Origin of the sequence: Pseudoalteromonas sp. APM04, assembly GCF_022809815.1 — a bacterium.
Taxonomy (GTDB): Bacteria; Pseudomonadota; Gammaproteobacteria; order Enterobacterales; family Alteromonadaceae; genus Pseudoalteromonas; species Pseudoalteromonas marina.
This window is the reverse complement of record NZ_CP094441.1, coordinates 3,399,219-3,416,573: the sequence shown is the minus strand read 5'-3', so window position 1 is coordinate 3,416,573 and position 17,355 is coordinate 3,399,219. Positions and strand designations below refer to the sequence as shown.

The 17,355-nt window shown below is 41.0% G+C and carries 15 protein-coding genes and 1 pseudogene; 12 read left to right on the top strand and 4 right to left on the bottom strand.

Features of this window, described 5'->3' with window-relative positions; genetic code table 11:
• Positions 1 to 10: 10 nt before the first annotated feature.
• Positions 11 to 220, bottom strand: coding sequence for a cold-shock protein (locus MTP24_RS15770; protein ID WP_006792548.1), 210 nt, complete (start codon positions 218 to 220; stop codon positions 11 to 13).
• A gap of 404 nt (positions 221 to 624) precedes the next feature.
• Positions 625 to 1,374, bottom strand: a complete 750-nt coding sequence (locus tag MTP24_RS15765) for a GntR family transcriptional regulator (RefSeq protein ID WP_008131874.1) — start codon at positions 1,372 to 1,374, stop codon at positions 625 to 627.
• Positions 1,375 to 1,544: 170 nt separating this feature from the next.
• Between MTP24_RS15765 and MTP24_RS15760 the strand changes: the two are divergent.
• The 9 genes and pseudogenes from MTP24_RS15760 (at position 1,545) to MTP24_RS15720 (ending at position 9,935) form a co-directional block, all read left to right on the top strand.
• Positions 1,545 to 2,302, top strand: a pseudogene (locus MTP24_RS15760) (TSUP family transporter).
• Between the two features lie 521 nt (positions 2,303 to 2,823).
• A complete protein-coding gene (locus MTP24_RS15755; RefSeq protein WP_058430036.1) occupies positions 2,824 to 4,407 on the top strand; it encodes an alkaline phosphatase in 1,584 nt (527 codons plus the stop codon).
• 11 nt (positions 4,408 to 4,418) lie between these two features.
• Positions 4,419 to 6,209 carry an alkaline phosphatase gene (locus MTP24_RS15750; protein ID WP_243532129.1) on the top strand — a complete coding sequence of 597 codons (1,791 nt, stop codon included), beginning with the start codon at positions 4,419 to 4,421 and terminating at the stop codon, positions 6,207 to 6,209.
• A 112-nt stretch (positions 6,210 to 6,321) separates the two neighbouring features.
• Complete coding sequence (locus MTP24_RS15745; RefSeq protein ID WP_243532126.1) at positions 6,322 to 7,050, top strand: hypothetical protein; 729 nt, start codon at positions 6,322 to 6,324, stop codon at positions 7,048 to 7,050.
• Positions 7,051 to 7,343: 293 nt separating this feature from the next.
• A complete protein-coding gene (locus tag MTP24_RS15740; RefSeq protein WP_243532124.1) occupies positions 7,344 to 7,775 on the top strand; it encodes a hypothetical protein in 432 nt (143 codons plus the stop codon).
• 112 nt (positions 7,776 to 7,887) lie between these two features.
• Entirely contained in the window at positions 7,888 to 8,238 is a 351-nt protein-coding gene (locus tag MTP24_RS15735) for a hypothetical protein (RefSeq protein ID WP_243532122.1), read from the top strand.
• Positions 8,223 to 8,963 carry a hypothetical protein gene (locus tag MTP24_RS15730; protein WP_243532120.1) on the top strand — a complete coding sequence of 247 codons (741 nt, stop codon included), beginning with the start codon at positions 8,223 to 8,225 and terminating at the stop codon, positions 8,961 to 8,963. Before MTP24_RS15735 ends, MTP24_RS15730 begins: the two co-directional genes overlap by 16 nt.
• 64 nt (positions 8,964 to 9,027) lie before the next feature.
• A complete protein-coding gene (locus MTP24_RS15725) occupies positions 9,028 to 9,549 on the top strand; it encodes a YcxB family protein (protein WP_203985528.1) in 522 nt (173 codons plus the stop codon).
• Positions 9,550 to 9,563: 14 nt separating this feature from the next.
• Positions 9,564 to 9,935, top strand: a complete 372-nt coding sequence (locus tag MTP24_RS15720; protein WP_243532118.1) for a hypothetical protein — start codon at positions 9,564 to 9,566, stop codon at positions 9,933 to 9,935.
• A 97-nt stretch (positions 9,936 to 10,032) separates the two neighbouring features.
• Here the strand turns inward: MTP24_RS15720 and MTP24_RS15715 are convergent, their stop codons facing one another.
• Positions 10,033 to 11,922 (bottom strand): monovalent cation:proton antiporter-2 (CPA2) family protein, encoded by a 1,890-nt coding sequence (locus tag MTP24_RS15715; RefSeq protein WP_243532116.1) that lies wholly within the window; start codon positions 11,920 to 11,922, stop codon positions 10,033 to 10,035.
• 200 nt (positions 11,923 to 12,122) lie between these two features.
• Here MTP24_RS15715 and MTP24_RS15710 point away from each other — a divergent pair, with 200 nt between their 5' ends.
• The 3 genes from MTP24_RS15710 to MTP24_RS15700 are packed head-to-tail and all read left to right on the top strand — an operon-like array spanning position 12,123 to position 16,324.
• Positions 12,123 to 12,779, top strand: coding sequence for an ABC transporter ATP-binding protein (locus tag MTP24_RS15710; protein ID WP_243532114.1), 657 nt, complete (start codon positions 12,123 to 12,125; stop codon positions 12,777 to 12,779).
• Positions 12,772 to 15,207: an FtsX-like permease family protein gene (locus tag MTP24_RS15705; protein WP_243532113.1), complete on the top strand. Its 2,436-nt coding sequence runs from the start codon at positions 12,772 to 12,774 to the stop codon at positions 15,205 to 15,207. Before MTP24_RS15710 ends, MTP24_RS15705 begins: the two co-directional genes overlap by 8 nt.
• Before the next feature lie 7 nt (positions 15,208 to 15,214).
• Entirely contained in the window at positions 15,215 to 16,324 is a 1,110-nt protein-coding gene (locus MTP24_RS15700) for a lipocalin-like domain-containing protein (RefSeq protein WP_243532111.1), read from the top strand.
• Between the two features lie 82 nt (positions 16,325 to 16,406).
• On the opposite strand, the gene MTP24_RS15695 is transcribed toward MTP24_RS15700, so the two are convergent.
• Positions 16,407 to 17,300, bottom strand: a complete 894-nt coding sequence (locus MTP24_RS15695; protein ID WP_243532109.1) for a DUF4097 domain-containing protein — start codon at positions 17,298 to 17,300, stop codon at positions 16,407 to 16,409.
• Positions 17,301 to 17,355 lie beyond the last annotated feature (55 nt).

Below are 17,355 nucleotides of genomic sequence, written 5' to 3'. Positions count from 1 at the left end.
TGTTTAGCAATTAGATGCTAACAATGTTCTCAGCCTGTGGGCCTTTTTGACCTTGAGTAACAGTAAACTGTACACGTTGGCCTTCAGCAAGGGTTTTAAAACCGTCGCCAGAGATTGCGCTGAAATGTGCAAACACATCAGGGCCAGACTCTTGCTCGATAAAACCAAAACCTTTTGCTTCATTAAAAAATTTAACTGTACCAGTTGTTGTATTAGACATAATAGATCCTAAAAATAAATAAAAGTGTGCCCTAAATAGGCAATTTAACAGGAAGAAAACGTGCATTTAACTGAGGATAACGCGAAGGATTATTACTAATATCAACGAGGTACTTACAAATAAATTGGGTTTTCATCAACCCGATGCCGAGCAGGATAACAGCATGTTTGATAATACACCAAGCTTTATTGTCATTTTATTTTTTAGCCTAGGGTAGTTTACTCTTTGTTGCGCCGTTTTTACTTATTATTACGTAGGTACGAGTCAGTAGATTAATGAAGAAGCAGTTATCGCGCTTACTAGGTTACAAACCTCACGCCGCGATTAAATCGCCATTATATTCAACAAACTTCAATCCACAAAGATCAACACACCCTAGTTATTAGCAGTTAAAGCGCGGTTTATTAATCAAGTTGGATTTGGTAATGGTAATGATCGCTACGGCACTTGCTTTGGCGGTATTCTATGCGTTTACCTTCAATTGATTCGGTAATGCGTGACACTAATAACAGTGGTTCGCCAGTTTTAATTGCGAGCATTTTTGCATCAGTTTCGTCGGCTAATACCGCTTTAATACTGTCTTGGGTTTTATGTACGGTTTGATTAAATTTGGTTTGGTAGTAGTGGTACAATGTATGCGGAATATCGCTAATTTGATGTATATCAGGAAAGTAGCTTTGTGGAAGGTATATAGTCTCGCTCATACAAAATTCGTTATCAAGAATACGCCTACGCACAAGCTTGGTTACTTTGTCTTTTTTATTAAGTTGTAAGGCATCGATAACATCGTGTGTTGCGGGGCATAGCTCAACCGATAGAAGCTCTGCCTTGGGTAAGTCTGCACCTTTACCATCGGCCTGAAGCGGGAAAAATCTAAACAGTGCGTCTTGCGCAGTATGCTCAGATACAAAGGTACCAACACCTTGACGGCGGGTGACTATTTTATCGTCGGTTAGTAAGTTAAGGGCTTTACGAACAGTGCCTTGGCTTACATTAAATTCTTCAGCAAGGCGAAACTCGCTAGGTAATGATTCGCCAGGTACCCAGCGTCTTTCAACAACGAGCTGTTTAATATAATCAGCCACTTGTAAGTAAAGTGGTTGAAAAGCCAAGCTTGGGCCACTTAATTTGTGATCAAACATAGAGTTACTCATTGTTATTTACCGTTAAATTCAATCCACCTGTAGTTATAACATAGGTGGTACTTTTTGCGCATCTTTGCGTAAGCCCAATTAATTATGAGCTATTGCAATACAGCTTACATTTACATTGTTATTAAAAACAATTTGTTACGCTACAATAGCGCATATCTAGGAAATTTAAGATGCTCAGTATCTCGTTAGAACTCATATTGCTTATGGCGCTTTGTCTTGGCATTGCCACAATAATGCAAACGCTTAGTGGGTTTGGTTTTGGGTTGCCAGTTTTACGCTCTTAGATGTATTACCATTAACGGCAACCACGTTTTTAGTAAGTCTGTTAGGGCTTGTTAACTCAACCATTGTGGTGATTAAAAACCGCAATGCGGTAAAAATCCCCGAACTAAAACTGATGCTGCATACGGGTATTCCGCTAATCTTGCTAGGGTTTGTTTTGCTTGAATATATGTCGGCGCATTTAACGCAGCTTTTAAACTTTATTTTAGGAATTAGTATTTTGCTGTGTTGTGGCTTAATGCTAGTTGGCCGTGAAAAAGTTAATAAGAAGAGCGGGCGTAGCTCATTTTTAATCGCAGGCGGCTTAAGTGGTTTGTTGGGCGGGCTGTTTTCAACCTCGGGACCACCGCTGGTTTTTCAGTGCTATAAACAAAGTTGGTCTATTGAGGCCATACGCAGCACATTGCTTGCTGTATTTACCATTAGCGGCTTAGTGCGTGTAGGTATTGCAACATTTGGCACCTTACCTGAACCCGACATTATGTTTTTAATTGCAGCGGCAATACCTCTTGTGCTTTTAGTTACACATTTTGCCCGTAAATTAACCGATTACGTTGATGCAAAATGGGTTTATATAATAGCAATTACATTGCTCGGCTTAAGTGGTGTATCGCTGGTGGCCACATCAGCAGCGAGTATATTGTAAATTTAGTGGGTAACTTAACTTAAGTTTATTTACGTTGATATGGGAATTACAGTAGTTTAACTAGTGTCTTATGAACAGTTAGTGTTTGGTTAAGAAGCCCCTTAAATGCATTTGAATTACGTGAGCCAGACTTTGAAGCAACGGCTTGTTAGTACATCAATCAGCAACAAGACGATGCCTTTAGAGTATCGCTTATTGCTAAAAACCTAACAGACGAAAGCTATGCAACAACCTACAGTGGCGATAATTTCCGTTACCAAATACCGCGTGATGCAGAGCGCTACTTTGGTGTGTCGTTTAAGGCGCGCTTTTAATAGTTAAAAAATTTTCCCTTGTATAACAACAAGCGTAGCGTTAAACCGCTGCGCTTTTTTGTGTCTTATTTTTGTAAATCTTTGGTCACTTTTTCTTCATTAAAACGTCCTTTATTAGTCATATGTATTTTCTATAGTGCAGCGGTTACTTATTTGAGGTTTTAGCTTCAAGCAAAAATAACCACTACATAATGGGAATAATAAAGGATGAAAATTAAAAAGGTCGCTGCGGCGGTTGGGCTAACATTTATGTTAAGCGCTGCAAGTCATGCCAATGTATTACCACAAAGCCAAACAGACAATAACTGGTATACAAACGCACAAACTACGTTAGCTACTAAAAATACTCAGGCACAAAGTGCACAAGTTACAAAAGCAAAAAACGTAATTTTATTTGTGGGTGACGGCATGGGTATTTCTACCCTAACGGCAGCACGTATTTTAAAAGGCCAACGAGCAGGCAACCCAGGTGAAGAAGGCTATTTAAGCTTTGAAGAGTTCCCGTATTCTGCGCAAGTTAAAACGTATAACGTAGATGCGCAAACGCCGGATTCTGCAGGCACAATGACCGCAATGATCTCAGGTGTTAAAACCGATGTAGGCGTAATTGGTGTAGACGAAGACATTGAGCGCGGTGTGTGTTCAACTGTATCGGGTAACGAGCTTTTAACTGCAACAGAACTAGCTGAAATTAAAGGCCTTGCAACAGGGGTTATTTCTACAGCGCGTATTACCCATGCAACGCCAGCGGCCACGTATGCTAAATCGGCAGACCGTAACTGGGAAGATATTTCAGATATGCCAGAAGGGTCAGAAGCCTGTGAAGATATTGCATCTCAACTGGTTAACTTTGAAAAAAACCTCGAAGCGCGCTTTTTAGGTACCGACGTAGACGGCCTTGATTTTGTAATGGGCGGCGGTCGTCGTCATTTTTTACCAAAAGATGCTGCGGCTAATTCAAGCGATGCAACAAGCGCCGTTGAAGGCGATCGTACCGATGAGCGTAACCTTGTCACTGAGTGGCAAACACAATATCCAAATGCAACGTACGTCATGGACCAAGCAGGGTTTGATGCTATTGCCGATGACGCTACGAAAGTATTTGGTTTATTTAACGAATCGCACATGCAATACGAAGCTGACCGAGCAAACGACGTAGCAGGCGAGCCGTCACTTAGTGAAATGACCACAAAAGCAATCGACGTGCTGGGTAAAAACGACAATGGCTTTTTCTTAACGGTTGAGTCGGGCCGTATTGACCATGCGCACCACGCAGGCAATGCTTACAACGCACTTAACGACACCATTGAATTTGCCAATGCAGTTCAAGCAGCAATCGATAATACCAACCCAGAAGAAACCCTTATTTTAGTGACTGCCGATCACAGCCACGTATTTACTATTGCTGGTTACCCTAAGCGCGGTAACCCAATTTTAGGCCAAGTAGTGGCCGTAGGCCAAACAGCGCCAAGCCTTGCTGCCGATGACATGCCATACACTACAGTAGGTTATGCAAATGGTTTAGGTTTTAGAGACCTAGGTGATGAAACAAACGCTGATGCAACCTACTTAAGCGGCCCAGTAGCTGGGCGCGTTGAGTTAAATGGTGTTGATACAACAACCCCAGGTTTTCACCAAGAAACAACCGTGCCACTCGGTTCTGAAACACATGCCGGTGAAGATATTTCACTGCATGCTAAAGGCCCAGGTGCACAACTTGCTCAAGGCGTTATTGAGCAAAACGTTGTATTTCATCTAATTAACCAAGCTCTTGAATTAACTCAGCAATAATGGCGGCGAACATGAAAAAATTAACAGTACTTTCTTTAGCAGTAATGGTCGCGCTAGCGGGTTGTTCAAGTGATGACGATAAAAGTGATAACAACATTATCGCAGTAGACAACGCCATAGCCGTGGGCTCAGCGCAATGTATTAATGGCGGTGTAGAAACCCAAGTGGGCGTAGATACAAACGAAAATGGCGAACTCGATAGCGACGAAGTTAACTCATCTAACCTAGTGTGTAATGCGCCGGCAACGTCGCTAACTACTGAGCAATTAGCTAACCTTACAGGTAATGCCTGGTATAGCGACGCACAAACAAAGTTATCAGCAACGCAGCAAGCTAATAACGAGGCGGTTACAGAGTCGGGCAAGGCGAAAAATGTAATTTTATTTGTAGGCGACGGTATGGGTATTTCTACTGTTACGGCTGCACGTATTTTAGCGGGCCAGCTTGAAGGCGGTATGGGTGAAGACTACCAACTTAGTTTTGAAACCATGCCTTACTCAGGCTTTGTTAAAACGTACAACGTTGATGCACAAACACCTGATTCAGCAGGCACAATGACGGCGATGGTGTCAGGCGTTAAAACTGATGTTGGCGTAATCGGTGTAGACGAAGACATTGAGCGCGGTGTTTGTTCAACTGTTGCAGGTAATGAGCTGGTCACCTCGCTTGAGCTTGCTGAAATAGCAGGTAAAGCAACAGGCCTTATTTCAACGGCACGAATTACTCACGCAACACCCGCGGCAACGTATGCGAAGTCGGCTGATCGTAACTGGGAAGATAACTCTGATATGCCAGCAGGTTCAGACGCATGTGAAGACATTGCATCGCAACTTGTTAACTTTGAAGCTAACCTAGAAGCACGCTTTGCAGGCATTGATGTAGATGGTATTGACGTAGTAATGGGTGGCGGTCGTCGTCACTTTTTACCAAAAGATGCCACGGCTAATTCAAGCGATGCAATCAGCGCAGTTGAAGGGGATCGTACCGATGGCCGTAACTTAGTAACCGAGTGGCAAGCTACTTACCCTAATGGCAACTACGTAATGGACCAAACAGGGTTTGATGCAATTAGCGACGATGCTACAAAGGTGTTTGGTTTATTTAACGAATCTCACATGCAATACGAAGCTGACCGTGCAAACGATGTAGCGGGCGAGCCTTCGCTTTCACAAATGACCGAAAAAGCAATCAACGTGCTTAACAACAACGAAAACGGCTTTTTCTTATCGGTAGAGGCTGGGCGAATAGATCACGCACACCACGCAGGTAATGCATACAACGCGCTTAACGACACCATTGAATTTGCTAAAGCCGTTAAAGCCGCTATGGACAGCACTAACCCAGAAGAAACGCTGATTGTGGTGACTGCCGATCACAGCCATGTATTTACTATTGCAGGCTACCCAAAACGTGGTAACCCAATATTAGGTAAAGTGGTTGCAGTTGGCCAAACCGAGCCAAGCCTTGCAGCCGACGACATGCCATATACTACAGTAGGTTACACCAATGGTTTAGGCTACAGAGACTTAGGCGATGAAACCAATGCCGACGCTTCTTACTTAGCTGCACCGGTTACAGGGCGTGTTGATTTAACAAATGTTGATACAACCACACCGGGCTTTCACCAAGAGTCGTTAGTACCACTTAGTTCAGAAACCCACGCAGGTGAAGATGTAGGTGTTTACGCAATGGGCCCAGGTGCACATTTAGTAACAGGCACAAACGAGCAAAGCTTTTTATTCCATGTAATGGACTTTGCCGCAGACCTAGTTAAAACAGCCGATGAAACAGTGGGTCAGTAAATAGAGCCTATTAAAAGCCCGCATTATTTTGCGGGCTTTTTTATGTCATAAAAATGCCATTGTTAGTGGTTATGTTATGGCAATAACAGTGACGTTAAATATAGAGAGCACCATGAAAACAGCATTATCATTACTCGCAACCATGTTGGTTGCCACACTAACAAGCGCCAGCGCAGTTGCCACTCAGTGCAACCTAAATAGCCAGTATTTAAAAGCCGACTACACAATTACCAACACTCATAAAAATAAGCAAAATAGCCAGGTATTTACACTTTGGCGTAATAACCAGCAAGTCGCACATCAAAACGATGTTACTACTGAGCTGTGGCAACATTTAGCTAATAAACAAATTCGTCCAATACGTTATTTTAATGCCCAACAACGCGGTATTGAGTATCAGCCATCGGAAGTGCGCGGCGTACAAAATTGGAGTGCTAAAAATCAGCTGGTGGATAATCACTTAATTAAAAAAATGACCCTTACAAAAACGCAAGGCACAGGCTGTGATGAGGTAAAAAACTACACTTACCAAGAGGGTGAAAATACCTACACACTTGCTTATTATAGCCAAACCCAGCTTGTTAAATCTTTTAGTGTAAATAACACAAAAAACCAAACAATCACGTTACTAAGCTTAAATAACGTAAGCTACAACAAGCAGCAAATTACTTCGCAATTTGCACAGTGGGACCGCTTTCAAACCACCGACTACGCCGACATTGGCGATAACGAAAACGACCCGTTTTTAGCAAAAATGATAAACCTAGGTTTTATAGAGCATGGTGCAACAGGGTTTTACAACCAGCAAGGTGAAGCTATTCAAGGTGGGCACCACCACTAGGATTTAGATGAGTTTTAATATGGTGTAAAACGAGCTTGCTGTGTTGGGGGTAAATTTATACTTCAATCAGCAAGCTGTGGTGAGCTACCAATCACCCTGTAAAATAAAGTGCATTTAAAATACCCCTGCCCAAATAAGACCTCGAATAATCGGCTCTTCTTATAAATAAGCAGTCACTTACAGCCAAATATTTTTAATTGGCAATAACTTGCGCTATTTGATACTAATAGAAGTCCACACAATAGGGACGTTTGCAAAAATGCCTCTTAACAAAGCTGTTATATTGGACTTAGATGCGAGCACTTTTAGTTATATGTTTTTTCTGGACTAACTCATTATTCGCCTGCGGTGATGATGAACTAGGTCAACTCGCATCTTTTGCAATAAATGAAGACTATAGCGTAGGTAACGTTACAGGCTATAATGTATATGTACCTGAAATGTTTAATAATTATTATTTAACGTCATTTACTCTAGTGATAAAAGATATTTTTTTAGGAGACTTAAACTTTACTGAAGCTAATAGTTATAAAGGTTATTACAAAGCTTTTTTTCAAGTTAATCCTGAAAAATTAGATTTACTAAATATAGTACTCGGTTACTCAACAACACAGGACAAAAAAGGAATTGTGATGTGTGGTGAAAGAATACAGTTAAATTTAAAAGAGTTGCTCAGAGCAAATCGGCCAGAAGCGATCATAGCAATACCACCGCCGTTAAAATAAAAATTATGTTCTTTTTTACAACGTCGCTCAGAAAGTTTGAAGTAGCTTGGTTGAGTTTTTTACGGCGCTTTAATTGTTCGCAATGTTTAAACAAAGTTAGGAGTTACTTTTAATGAGAAAGTACGTATTTAGTCTTTTATTTGTTTTATTACTAGCCGGGTGTGATTTTGAAGTACCTGGAGCCGATGAAAGGTTTGGTACGCAAAACTTTGTATCTGCTATTTCTCTCATTGAATTACATAAAACTCGCAATGGCGTATATCCAAACACTTTAGCCGAACTGGATTTTTTAGGTGATTGGGATGGTATTTGGTTGTCCGCTGTTAAATATGAAAAAAATGATGACGGCTACAATTTATACCTTGAGAGAGGATGGGCTGGTAAGCCCTCATTAGAGTTTCCTGAGAGATTCAAGCAAGGTTTAGGTATTAAAGAAACCAATATTAAATGGGTAAAAAACTAATTACCAAGGCTGTAACAGTTGTTTATAAGGAGTTTGCATCGAACATGCGTATTATGAATTTTATTGAAAAAGCTAATAAGGTATTACTATTTATTGCTGCAATAGTTGTAATTTTTGCTATTGGTAAGAGCCTTATTAGTGATCTTTTTAAAAGTGGCTATTCTGCGCCTAAGGTTCAGGTGATTGAACATAGCGCGGCCCTTGATGAAGAACCAAAGTTACAAAAAAATTATATTGGTCAAATCAAAGATGTTCACATTTTAGAAATCACATCTGACAAAATAGTAAATCAAAAACCTTACAGCGCTAATGCTAAGATTATTGTTTCCTCAGCACTGAGTTTGAGTCGTAATGCAGTAAATTTAATGTTTACTAAAGCTGGCGAGAAAAACAAAGTGTTATTCAAAAATAACGTATTAATTGTAGGCTTTTCTCCTGTTCAATTAAAAGAAACCAGTTACCAAAGCGTTCTAAGTAAAAACATCTACTCAGTTGTACGAAATGACACGAATAAAAATGGCTTTTTAAATAGTGATGACCAAAAAGAGTTATTAGTTTCTGAATACGATGGCTCAGGCTTGAAATCCATTATGGATAATATTGAGGGCTATCAGTTAATTAGTAATAATATGATCTTAATTTATACCAAGCCGGAGAGTGAAACACTTTATTATATTTTTGATGTACTATCAGGTGAGTTAGTTAAGCTTGATACACGCTTGTAGTTAGTAATTAACTTAAACACAAAACCTAATTGTGCGCTGAAAGGCGTTTTATACGGACATGACAATGCTCAAATCTATTACTGTTACTAAAAAGAATTATACCGACTACGCTGATTTTATAATAAAAAAGTTGTGTGCGCCTAAAGATAATAAAGGTCTAGGGTTTATAAAAAATGTGATTGCATGGTTCGTGCTAACTGTTGTTTTTATGACTTTTTTTCGGGTTGAGTCTGTTCGCCTTTCTGACTTTCATTGGCCAAGTGGGTTAATTGTAGCAGTGCCATTTTTAATATTGATTGTTGTATTTTTATACAATAATCATAAGATAAAAAAGCAATCAATCCCCAATGAAAATGGCGTAATGATTGGCAATAAAACAATTGAGTTTCAAGCTGATGGTATTTGCGAAACTAATCATCTAGGACGTTACTTTTATAAATGGCAAGCCGTTGAAGCAATAGAAGAAAATAAAGGCGACTTATATATATTTGTAGACAAGCTATTGGCTTTAATAATTCCGGCTAGTGCTTTTACAAGCGAAGCCGAAAAAGAAGAACTAAAAGCTTTAATTAAAGCCTATATCTAGTAATGTATTACTTTATGAATATTTACAAAGCTTTAGCGCTTATTTTAATGCTTATACCTATTTCATCAATGGGAAGTGAAAAACAAGCTAACACTACCGATGAACAACAAGATAAGTATCTTGAGCATAGAGCTGCTTGGGAGAAAATGCTAAAAGAGCGCTATGACAAAGAGTTAAAGCACAACCCACCAATACCGCCTTGGATTAAATTTCCAGATTATCACCCAAGCGAAATTTTTTGGAGAATGGGGGAAGGCGAAAGCTACATAAGTGACTATGTTTTTACTTATTTTAAGTACGCTTCTAAAGCTGAAATAAATGCTTATAAGATTAAATATCCAGAACACGCAGATTGGCGAGGAACATATAAGCGCTTTGAACACTAGCTAAAGTACGGCTATGTTTTTAGGTAACTTATTTGAGGGCGGTATTTATTAAAAGTGCTATTAACCCATGGCAATAGCACATATCAATTTTTAGACACTACTCCAAATGAGCATCATCAGGCTTTTTAGGTTTATCAGCAAGCTCTGTTAGGCCGTCTTCACAGTCGCCGCTATCGCAGGTATTTAAATCGCTTTGTGCTTGCCTGTCTTGTTGTAATACTTGCTTTAAATCTTCCATACGTTGGCGAACGGCTACGCCGTAGCTGGCATCGTCGCCCCATAGTTCGGCAAGTTGTACAACCGCAGCGCGATCGTGTTCTCTAAACAGCTTACCGGCGCGCTCGGCGTCTTGCTTGTTGTTTCCAAGTAGCTCGAGTGCTTCTACGGCTAAATTAATAGCTGAGTCGACGGTTTCTCGGTTAAAGGCATCTACTTTTAAATTAAGCAATTTGTAAGCGTGGCGACGGTCTATTGCGCGGGCAACAATTTTTAATTGTGGGTAGTTTTTGTGGGCAAGCTCAATTATTTCAATGGTTTTGTCTGGGTCATCAATGGCAACAACCAGCATTTGTGCGGTATGAGCGCCTGCGGCTTCAAGGAGTTCTTGGCGTGCGGCGTCACCATAAAATACGGTATTACCAAAGCGGCGTAGTAATTCTATTTGGCTGGGGCTGTGATCGAGTACTGTTATTTCGTAGCCTTGGGCGTGTAATAAACGGCCCATAATTTGTCCAAACCGTCCGTAGCCCGCAATAATAACGTGTTTAGCTGTGCTAATTTGTTCAGGCTTGTCGAACTCTGGCGCACTGGTATGGCTGCGCTTTTCGAGTTGTTCGTACATCATTAACAACAGCGGCGCTACTAACATGGATACGGCGACGACCAGGGTTACTAAGCTTGTTTGTTCTGGTGTTAAAATGGCCAGTGTTGTGGTTACGCTTAATAATACAAAGGCAAATTCGCCGCCTTGTGCAAGGGCTAATGCAAATAGTAAGCGCTGTTTTTTACTGATGTTAAAGGTAATGGCAAGGGCATATAAAATACAGGCTTTTACCACAATAAGTAATGCAACAAGTGCGATAACAGTTGAAAACTCACTAGCCAATAACTCAAAGTTAATAGAGGCACCTACGGTTATAAAAAATAACCCGAGAAGTAGGCCTTTAAAGGGCTCTATATCGGCTTCGAGCTCGTGCCTAAATTCACTTTCGGCAAGGACTACCCCTGCTAAAAACGTTCCTAATGCTGGTGAAAGCCCAATACTTTGCATAACAAGAGCAATAGCCACCACTAAAAATAGCGCAAAAATAGTGAATATTTCACGCATGTGAGTTTTAGCTATGTATCTAAATAATGGGGCTGATACGTATTTACCACCGGCAATAATGGCTGCGATCACACCTACCGATACAGCAACTTGTTGCCATACTGGCCAGTTGGCAATAATAGAATGGCTGACTTCTTTAGAGCTACTTGGTGGAGCAAAGGCAAGTAATGGCAGCAGCGCCAAAATAGGAATAATGGCAATGTCTTGAAATAATAAAACTGAGAATGCATTTTGGCCGGCTTCGCGCTTTAGCCAGCCTTTTTCTTCAAGGCTTTGCAGTACAATAGCGGTTGACGATAACGCGAGCATTAAACCAATAGCGAGTGCGGTTTGCCAAGGCATGGTAAAAAACCAAAAGCAAAACGCAAAAATAACGGCGGCGGTTAGCACTACTTGCAAGCCACCGAGTCCTAAAATTGAGTGGCGAAGCTTCCATAAGCGGGAAGGTTGCAGTTCAAGGCCAACTAAAAATAGCATCATCACTACGCCAAATTCGGCGAAATGCATTACATCTGTTTGATCGCCCACTACCCCTAATGCATAGGGGCCAATGAGTATGCCGGCAATTAAGTAACCCAATACCGAGCCAAGGCCCACTCGCTTGGCGATAGGCACCGCCACAATAGCCGCAGCTAAGTATATTAACGCTATTTCTAACACATGCTTACCTTATTAAAGTTTAGATAATTAGCATGGCTTAGGTGCGTTTAAAATACAATGAGTTACTTAGTAAAATTGCTTTAACTGAATGATAAAATTTATTGTAATGGGCATAAATAAAGCACTTAAATGACCGAATTGCTGTTATTGTAACGTTTAAACAAAACTAAAAATTTTGCCCCTAGGACGAGCTACATTTTATGATTTCGCTAAATAATGTGTTTTTTACACGGCAAGATGGTGGCACAAAACGACAAATAATTAATGATTTATCGTTAACTATTTTACCCGCTGCACACATTGCTTTACTGGGTGATAGTGGCTCGGGCAAAACAACATTATTAAATTTATTAGCCGGTTTACTGTCTCCTGATGCAGGAACTATTACGGTTAATGAGCAAAAAATTAGTGAATTGAGTGCCAGTGAGCTTGCGCTTTATAGGCGTAAAATAGGGATTATTTTTCAGCATTACCAATTACTCAGCCCGTTAAATGTAAAAGACAACATGTGCTTTCAAGCAAGGCTTAATGGGTTATCGCCGAGCGACGATGAAGTAAATACAATGGCTAAAAAGCTAGGCTTAGAAAATAAGCTAACAGCGATGCCTGAACAGCTATCGGGTGGTGAGCAGCAACGAGTAGGAATAGGCCGTGCGCTATTAAATAAGCCCAAGCTACTATTGGCTGATGAACCGACCGGCAACCTTGATGCGGCTCGCTCACTCGATATCGTTACGCTATTAAAAAGCTTGTGTGAAGAAGAGCAAATAATACTAATTATGGTCACTCATAGTCAGCAATTGGCTAATCAATTTACTACGCAACTATTTTTAAAAGATGGCCAAATTAATGGCTGAACTTAAACTTATATTAATAACGTATATGCAGTTTTATCGCCGCCATGTAGGGCTGTTATTACTGTTTTTTATTGGTTTTAGTTTAGGTGCGGCATTACTGACTGCAATACAAGGTTTAAACCTGGAGGCCGGTAAGCGCTACCAACAAACTACAGCGTTGATTGCAAACCCTGTGACGCATTTTATACGCCCTGTATTAGGTGAAAACAGGTTGCCCAACAGTATGTGGTCGCGCATTAGGGCCGCTGGTTTTACGCAGGTTCAACCCGTTTTAGAAGGTGTAATTGAAACCGATAAGCAGCAAAAGCTCGCACTTAGAGGTGTCAATTTATTGCAGTGGCTTACACAAAATACCGACAGCTCAGCATCAGCATCAACAGCAAACAATAGTTACTCCGGTTTTGAACAGCTACTAAATACTGTTTATATCGATCCTAAATTAATGCAGCGGCTAAATTTAAAAAACAGCCGTATTAATATAAACATGGGCGATGCCACCCGCACTTTAGCTGTAAGCGAATTACAAGGTTTAGGCATGACCATGCTGGTGGACATTAGCCTTGCTGACAAGTTACTGCGCGCAAATGGGGTGATCAGTTACTTTGAAGTAAGTGGTTTAAATAGTAAACAAGCAGCTAAATTAAACGCATTGCTAGGCGATCAAGCACGCCTTGAAGCTGCGCAAGAGCAAGCTTTTGATGCGCTATCGGAGGCGTTTTTCTTTAATTTACAAGCGCTGGCATTGTTGGGTTATGTGGTAGGTGCGTTTTTAAGCTTTAACGCAATTAAACTGGCATACAATGCGCGCGCTCACTTACAGCAGCAAATGTGGGTGTTGGGGTGTCAACGGTCGGCGTTAATTAAGGCGCTGGCTATTGAATTAACGTTGCTTAGTTTGTTTGCGGCTGTGTTAGGTGCGATATTAGGCGCGGCACTAGCAAACGCCTTGGTTATGGATGTATCGGCCACTCTTCGAGGGCTTTACCAACTAGATAGAAGCTTTGTAGTCAGCCTTGATAGCAGCATGGTTGCCAGTGGCTTTACACTTAATATTTTTGTTTTGTTAGGATTTTTAGCCAGCCAGTCGGCTCGATTAAGTACTGTTTTAGCGCGTGTTAAATGGCCAATGTTAATGCTCGCCATTGCAGCAACCAGTTATTTAGCGCTAACGGCAAATACCAAAATGGGCGCCTTGTTGCTGTGTGTTTGTGTGCTACTGCTCTTTTTTGTGGTTACGCCACCGATAGTTAAAGCTGTATTTAAGCTGCCATGGCCCACACAAAACCCGATTATTCAGTGGTTAAAAGCCGACAGCATAGTGCAATTACCTGCATTGTTGAGCTCAGTACTCGCTATTTTAATGGCGATGGGTGCCGCTGTAGGCATGCAAATTATGGTTGGCAGTTTTAGCGACACCTTAGATACACACCTTGAAAAACGCCTAAGCGCCGATTTGTACGTAAGGCACGATCAAAACATTCAAGCATTAGGAACCAAGCTGGCTGAACTTCCAGAAGTTGAAAAAGTAGGCGTATATTGGTCAGCTAACAGTGAGCTTAAAACACCTAAAAATAGAATTGCTGTTGATGTTATGGCATTTGGTGCAACGGCCAGCTACAACCAACACCTTACTTTGTTAAACAATAAAGCACCTACATCTGCAGTATTTGAAAAAAACAAAAATGGAATTGTGGGTTGCTTAGTGAATGAACCCGCCTTGCTGCAGTACTCGCTTACAGTTGGTGACGTAATAACCCTAAGGCAGCATATTAATACACTAACGTGCCAAGTACGCGCTGCCTATTATGATTACGGCGAGCAAGGTTTAAATGTGATAGTCACTACAACAGCACTATTAAATAGCAGCTTAAGTTACACCGAGTATGGTTTATCGCTTTGGCTAAAGCCCAATAGTGACGTTGACGCCATAGCCGAATATATTCAAAAACAGCACCAATTAGATAGCCAACAAGTCATTGCTAATCAGCAGTTTAAGCGCTTTGCTAAGCAGTTATTTGGTAAAACTTTTTATGTTACTCAGGCGCTTAATATATTTATTATGCTGATTGCATTATTTGGTATGTGGGTGAGCTTTTTAACCCTGGGGCGGGGGCAATTGCAGCCTATGGCAGTATTACAAACGTTGGGTGTGACTCAACTGCAATTATTGGGTGCAAAAATATTGCAAGCCGCACTTATTATTTTAGCCACCTTGTTATTGGCTATACCTTTGGGGCTTTGCCTTGGGTGGGTATTATTAACTTACGTAATGCCCATTGCCTTTGGTTGGACCATGGCCATGACCGTTAATTGGCTGCAATTAGGTGGTTTTACTGTGCTTATATTTATTTTAGCCTTATTTGTGAGTGCGTTACCGCTAATAAAATTAACGCGAAGCGCCGTTGCCGATAATGTCGCCAAGTTATAGGACTTACATGAATAGACTAAAAGCAGCCGTTATCTTTGTTTTTATTGGCACATTAAGCGCGTGCCAGCCAGAAGTAGAGCAAATAAGTAAAAATAAACCAATGCATAGCGGATTTGCACAGCAATTTGGTGAACCTGTAAATAAACACCAAGGGCTGAGCTTTCCACGCGACCATGGGGCGCATCATCAGCAAGGTATTGAATGGTGGTATGTTACTGCTAATTTAAAGGCAGATAATGGCGACACCTTTGGTGTGCAATGGACTTTATTTAGGCTCTCTGTTGATGATAAAAACACTGCAACTGAAACGTCGCCATGGTGGAACGGGCAGCTTTATTTTGCTCACTTTGCAATGCAATCAGATACCCAGCACCATGCGTTTGAAAAGTATGGTCGCTCGGGGCAAGTTAATATTACTGCGCAGCCATTTGAGGCTCGCTTAGATGATTGGCAGTTAGCAAGTAAAGAGGCAGCATTTTTACCGCTTAACTTAAAGGCGCAGCAGGAAAATTACAGCGCTAATTTGGTGCTGGCTAATAGCCCACTTGTAAAGCATGGCGAGCAAGGTTACAGCCAAAAAACGCATCAGGGGCATGCCTCTTATTATTACAGTTATCCGTTTTTACAAGCCAAAGGCAACATTACATTTGCGGGTGAAACGTATCAAGTAACCGGAGATGCTTGGTTAGACAGAGAGTGGTCTTCGGCGTTAATTGATCCGAGCCAAAATGGGTGGGACTGGTTTAGCATTCAGGCTGATGATAAAAAGCAGGGTGGCTTGATGGCATTTTGTATTCGTAATGGCCAACAAAGTTATGATTACTGCAGTGCATCGCACATTACTTCCGATGGACAAGTGCGCGCTATTGCAAATAATGACGTGACCTTACAGGTATTAAAAACATCTGAGCTTACAACCCAAACGGCGCAAACAACGCCAAGTAATAAATCCTACCCTATTAAATGGCAGCTTAATGTTGAGGGGTTTGAGCCTATAACCATTGAAGCGCGTAACCCCGATTCACGTAATCAATTGAGTATTCCCTACTGGGAGGGGCGAATTAAAACCCAAGGTGGTTTTAAAGGTAAAGGTTATGCAGAGTTAGTTGGCTATTAGTGGATTATAAAGTTTTTAAAAAGAAATGCACTTAAGCGCATGCTAAGTGCATTTTATTATTTAAAGCTTGATACAGCTGATCTTATTGGTTGTATTTTACAGGGCCGTTCACATTATCAATGCTTACATCGCCAGAACCTGCTTCAGTAATAGTCAATGATTTTGCATGATTAACACGAATACTGCCCGAACCATCTTCGATGGTAACGTTTGCATCAACATGCTCAATGGTTAAGTCGCCCGAGTTATCTTCAACGTCTACAGCGCCATTAATATGTTGTATTGCTATGCTTCCTGACCCGTCTTCAACAGTTAATGTACCACGTACATTGCTTACACTCATATCGCCTGAGCCATCATCAATATTTGCATTGCCATTCACGTTATTAATAGTAATGCTACCTGAGCCATCGTTAAGCTCTAGGTTGCCGGCAATGCTTTGAAGCGAAATATCACCCGAGCCGTCGTCTATGTTTAGATTTTTAGCGCCATTGATTGATAAGCTGCCAGAGCCATCTTTTACATCAATATTATTTGTCATGGCGTTAATAGTTATATCGCCCGAGCCATCATCAATATCTAGCTTAAGGTTGTTAGGGACTGTGACCACTAAATTAATGCTTGGCGATTGACCGCTGTAAAAGCTAATTCCATTATTACTTGTATTTTGGGCAACAAGCTTTGCTTTGGTTCCACTCTGAACGAGTGTGAGTTCGTATTCATCGTCAATATCGGCTGTGTAAATAGTGGCGTCAACATTAATACTGGTTGCTGTTGATGAGCCCATTATTTTAAGTGAACCTGCGCCGCTTAATACGTCTAGGTATTCAAGGTTATTGCTAGGTAATGTAAGTTGCTGTGTTTGTTTTACCGATGCAACGCTTGGCGAAATATGAAACACGCAGCCACTTAATAATAAAATACCGCTAATTAGCGAAAGTGGTTTAGCAATGGTAGATACAGTTGATGAGCTCATGGTTAGTCCTTTTAATGTGACGTTATTTGTTAATATAACAAGACTAGAGCAATAA

Coding starts and splice junctions, on each gene's coding strand:
- MTP24_RS15695 (WP_243532109.1), bottom strand. CDS start 17,300: ATGAGCTCATCAACTGTATCTACCATTGCTAAACCACTTTCGCTAATT.
- MTP24_RS15755 (WP_058430036.1), top strand. CDS start 2,824: ATGAAAATTAAAAAGGTCGCTGCGGCGGTTGGGCTAACATTTATGTTA.
- MTP24_RS15735 (WP_243532122.1), top strand. CDS start 7,888: ATGAGAAAGTACGTATTTAGTCTTTTATTTGTTTTATTACTAGCCGGG.
- MTP24_RS15700 (WP_243532111.1), top strand. CDS start 15,215: ATGAATAGACTAAAAGCAGCCGTTATCTTTGTTTTTATTGGCACATTA.
- MTP24_RS15750 (WP_243532129.1), top strand. CDS start 4,419: ATGAAAAAATTAACAGTACTTTCTTTAGCAGTAATGGTCGCGCTAGCG.
- MTP24_RS15705 (WP_243532113.1), top strand. CDS start 12,772: ATGGCTGAACTTAAACTTATATTAATAACGTATATGCAGTTTTATCGC.
- MTP24_RS15720 (WP_243532118.1), top strand. CDS start 9,564: ATGAATATTTACAAAGCTTTAGCGCTTATTTTAATGCTTATACCTATT.
- MTP24_RS15725 (WP_203985528.1), top strand. CDS start 9,028: ATGCTCAAATCTATTACTGTTACTAAAAAGAATTATACCGACTACGCT.
- MTP24_RS15710 (WP_243532114.1), top strand. CDS start 12,123: ATGATTTCGCTAAATAATGTGTTTTTTACACGGCAAGATGGTGGCACA.
- MTP24_RS15765 (WP_008131874.1), bottom strand. CDS start 1,374: ATGAGTAACTCTATGTTTGATCACAAATTAAGTGGCCCAAGCTTGGCT.
- MTP24_RS15745 (WP_243532126.1), top strand. CDS start 6,322: ATGAAAACAGCATTATCATTACTCGCAACCATGTTGGTTGCCACACTA.
- MTP24_RS15730 (WP_243532120.1), top strand. CDS start 8,223: ATGGGTAAAAAACTAATTACCAAGGCTGTAACAGTTGTTTATAAGGAG.
- MTP24_RS15770 (WP_006792548.1), bottom strand. CDS start 220: ATGTCTAATACAACAACTGGTACAGTTAAATTTTTTAATGAAGCAAAA.
- MTP24_RS15740 (WP_243532124.1), top strand. CDS start 7,344: ATGCGAGCACTTTTAGTTATATGTTTTTTCTGGACTAACTCATTATTC.